Source organism: Thiohalophilus sp. (assembly GCF_031581315.1).
In the GTDB taxonomy this organism is placed as follows: Bacteria; Pseudomonadota; Gammaproteobacteria; order UBA6429; family Thiohalophilaceae; genus Thiohalophilus.
Window position 1 is genome coordinate 1,374 of sequence record NZ_JAVLAZ010000132.1, and the last position, 3,411, is coordinate 4,784.

At 57.0% G+C, this 3,411-nt stretch carries 4 protein-coding genes; all 4 read right to left on the bottom strand.

The window, feature by feature from the left end:
- Positions 1 to 269 (bottom strand): rod-binding protein (locus tag RI563_RS12595; protein ID WP_310694734.1); only part of this gene is annotated, 269 nt, incomplete at its 3' end.
- Between the two features lie 470 nt (positions 270 to 739).
- Positions 740 to 1,858: a flagellar basal body P-ring protein FlgI gene (locus RI563_RS12600; protein WP_310694735.1), complete on the bottom strand. Its 1,119-nt coding sequence runs from the start codon at positions 1,856 to 1,858 to the stop codon at positions 740 to 742.
- 39 nt (positions 1,859 to 1,897) lie between these two features.
- Positions 1,898 to 2,581 carry a flagellar basal body L-ring protein FlgH gene (locus RI563_RS12605; protein ID WP_310694736.1) on the bottom strand — a complete coding sequence of 228 codons (684 nt, stop codon included), beginning with the start codon at positions 2,579 to 2,581 and terminating at the stop codon, positions 1,898 to 1,900.
- 13 nt (positions 2,582 to 2,594) lie between these two features.
- Positions 2,595 to 3,380, bottom strand: a complete 786-nt coding sequence (gene flgG / locus RI563_RS12610; RefSeq protein WP_310694737.1) for a flagellar basal-body rod protein FlgG — start codon at positions 3,378 to 3,380, stop codon at positions 2,595 to 2,597.
- Between the last annotated feature and the right edge of the window lie 31 nt (positions 3,381 to 3,411).

Genomic DNA, 3,411 nt, shown 5'->3' on the forward strand with positions numbered 1-3,411 from the left:
CCCCGGGTCATCTCCAGGGAAATCTGCTTGTCGAACATATCGCGATACAGTTCGCTCTGGTTACTATCGAAAATCGGATCGCCAAAGCTCGCCTCGCGCATGCTCTTGAGCACCATCTGCATAAACACCCCCTCAAACTGCTTGGCCACTTCGCGCAGGGTTGCGCGCGGATCCTGCTGGGACTGATGGCGCAGGCGCGACAGATCGGCCATATCCGTATAGCTGGACGACTGCGACAGACCGGCAACTGGAGGTTGTTGAGCTAACATACCCTGAATATGCACCATCCATGCCAATATTCAGGGACCCGAAGTTGAGGCCGGAAGTTGGGCCAGGTCGCGCGTAGCATGGCCTGCAGCATAATGGTGTCCTCCGTGAAGAAACCTCAAGAAGGGCTTACCTATGTAGAGGTCACGAGCGGACACAGGAACAATCAAATAATGAGTCCGCAAATGAACGCGAATGGACGCAAAATATTAATTATTTAATTCGCGTTTATTGGCGTTCATTTGCGGATTAATCATCCAGTTGTAGGCCAGGTTGCGCGCAGCGCTACCTGGCGCTCTGTCAGTTTTCGAATCCCTGGAAGTATCGCGGAGGCCATTGACGCGGAGGAAACAATTTTTCATTCCTCCTCTGCGGCTCCGCGCCTCCGCGTCCTCTGCGTTATTTTCCAGAGGCCCATCTATGAAGCGTCAGTCGTAATTTCATTTCCAGGGGCCAGGACCTGGAACCTGTTTTAGATCACCACCAGTTCGGCACGCAGCGCGCCGGCTTCTTTGAGCGCTTCGAGGATGGCGACCAGGTCGCCCGGAGCAGCACCGACTTCGTTAACGGCCCGAACGATTTCATCGAGGGAAACACCGGGTGCAAATTTGAACATCCGGCTGTCGGCCTGTTCCACGTCGATGTCGGTTCGCGGCACCACGGCGGTTTCCCCGCCTGCCAGCGGACCCGGCTGGCTGACCAGGGGATCGGACGTAATGGTCACGGTCAGGCTGCCGTGGGCGACGGCGGCGGGGGTCACCTGCACATGTTTGCCAATCACGACGGTGCCGGTGCGTGAATTGACGATCACCCGGGCCGGGGAATCGCCCGGCGTAAACGTGAGATTCTCCAGCATCGAGACAAATGCCACGCGTTGCGCCGGATCCGTCGGGGCATTCACGCTGACCGAACCGGGATCCACCGAATGGGCGGTGCCTTTGCCAACGGCCTGGTTGATCACCCGGGCCATGCGGGTCGAGGTGGTGAAATCGGGATGATGCAGGTTCAGCACCAGCTCCTTTTCCTGTCCAAAGGGCGTATCGACCAGTCGTTCAACCGTCGCGCCGTTGGGGATGCGACCGACCGTCGGCACATTCACAGTAATGCTGGAACCATCATTCCCGGCTGCGCCAAAACCGCTGACAATCAGATTCCCCTGGGCGACGGCATAGACATTGTCATCCACACCGCGCAAGGGCGTCATCAAGAGTGAGCCACCGCGCAGACTGTCGGCGCCACCGACCGAGGAGACCGTGACATCAATCGTCTTGCCCGGTTTGGAAAATGGCGGCAACTCCGCATGGATGCTCACCACCGCGACATTGTCCGCCTGCAGATTTTGTCCGTCGGGCAAACGCACGCCCAGACGCGTCATCATGTTACGCAGGCTCTGTTGCGCGGCCGCTCCGCCACCGTCGCCAGTGCCATTGAGACCGACCACCAGACCGTAACCGACCAGCTGGTTACTGCGTACCCCGGCGACCTTGGCCACGTCCTTGATGCGCTCGGCCTGGGCCAGACCCGGCAACAGTCCGAGCACAAAAACCAGACCAACCACAATTGTGAAACCCAGTTCTTTTATGGAAAGCATGCTTCTATCCTCGACTTGATACAGTGGTATGGTCATCGGTTAATACGGCCAGGTCGGACCCTGGAAGAATCGAGCCAGGGGACCCATGCTGTTGGCGGAGGCGATGAATCCCTCACCGGAATAGGCCACCCGGACATCCGCCACCCGGTGGGATGAAACCGTGTTATCGGGATTAACATCCTGTGGCCGGACGATCCCCATGAAACGAATATATTCATCAGACTGATTGAGCAGCAACACTTTCTGCCCCCGGACCACCAGGTTACCGTTGGCCAGCACCTTGTGTACGGTGACACTCAGCTTGCCTTCAAACGAGCTGCTCATGTCACTGTCACCCTGCCCATTAAATTGTCGGTTGGCGCCCAGATTGTTCTGCAATACCGGTTTGCCATTCTGGGTCACCTGATCGCCTGCCAGTTCCGGCCCGGGCATATCAACCTGCTGATCCTTGGCGCTGTTGGTACTGGAGCTGGCGCTCGCACTGGTTTCCTCTTGCAGCAAAATGGTCAGGATATCGCCGACCCGGCTGGCCGTCGGATTTTCAAACAGGCTGACCCGCATGCCCGGTTGATAAATCGCCCCGTTATCCTTGCGCGGGACATTGACCACCACCGGTTCGGCCGGTTCGTAGCTTTTTTCTTCGGCGGTTTTTTTCGGCACAAAAGTGCAGCCACTGGCCAGCAACAGACACCCGGCGAACATGAGAATCATTCTGCTATTCATAATGTCTTACCTGTTAAAGGTTGTTGTTGGCAAACTGCAACATCTGATCGGCGGTGGAGATAGCCTTGGAATTCATTTCATAGGCGCGCTGGGTTTCGATCATATTCACCAGCTCTTCCACCACATTGACGTTGGAAGTTTCCAGAGACCCCTGAAACAGGGCACCAAAATTCTCGGAATCCGGCGAACCGGTCTGAGGATCACCGCTGGCCCCGGTCTGGACATACAGATTCTCACCCCGCGGCTGTAATCCGGCCGGGTTGGTAAAATCGGCCAGCTCGATCGTGCCGACCTGGGTGGGGGCCGCATCGCCCGACTGCAATGCCGAGACGGTTCCATCACGACCGATGGTCACACTGGTGGCGTCTTCCGGGATCGTGATATTCGGTTGCAACCGATACCCGGACGAGGTTACCAGCTCGCCGTCCTTGTTCACCTGAAATTCGCCACTGCGGGTATAGGCCATGGTGCCGTTGGGCATCAGTACCTGGAAGAAACCCTGGCCCTGTATCGCCATATCATAGGGATTCTGGGTCTGAACCAGACTACCCTGGGTATGCATCTTTTGCGTCGCGACGGTACGCACGCCGGTACCAAGCGACAGACCGGAGGGTAATTCCGTCGCCTGACTGCTTTGCCCGCCGGCCTGGCGCACATTCTGATACAGCAAATCCTCGAATACCGCCCGGTCCCGTTTGAAACCGGTCGTGTTAACGTTGGCCAGGTTATTACTGACGACATTCAGCCGGTTTTGCTGCGCTTCCAGACCGGTTTTTGAAACCCATAATGCGCCGCTCATGTCATTTCTCCATTACCAAATTTGTTTATCT

Bases quoted from the DNA above. Each gene is read 5' to 3' on its own strand.
- RI563_RS12600 (WP_310694735.1), bottom strand. From the start codon at position 1,858: ATGCTTTCCATAAAAGAACTGGGTTTCACAATTGTGGTTGGTCTGGTT.
- RI563_RS12605 (WP_310694736.1), bottom strand. From the start codon at position 2,581: ATGAATAGCAGAATGATTCTCATGTTCGCCGGGTGTCTGTTGCTGGCC.
- flgG (WP_310694737.1), bottom strand. From the start codon at position 3,380: ATGAGCGGCGCATTATGGGTTTCAAAAACCGGTCTGGAAGCGCAGCAA.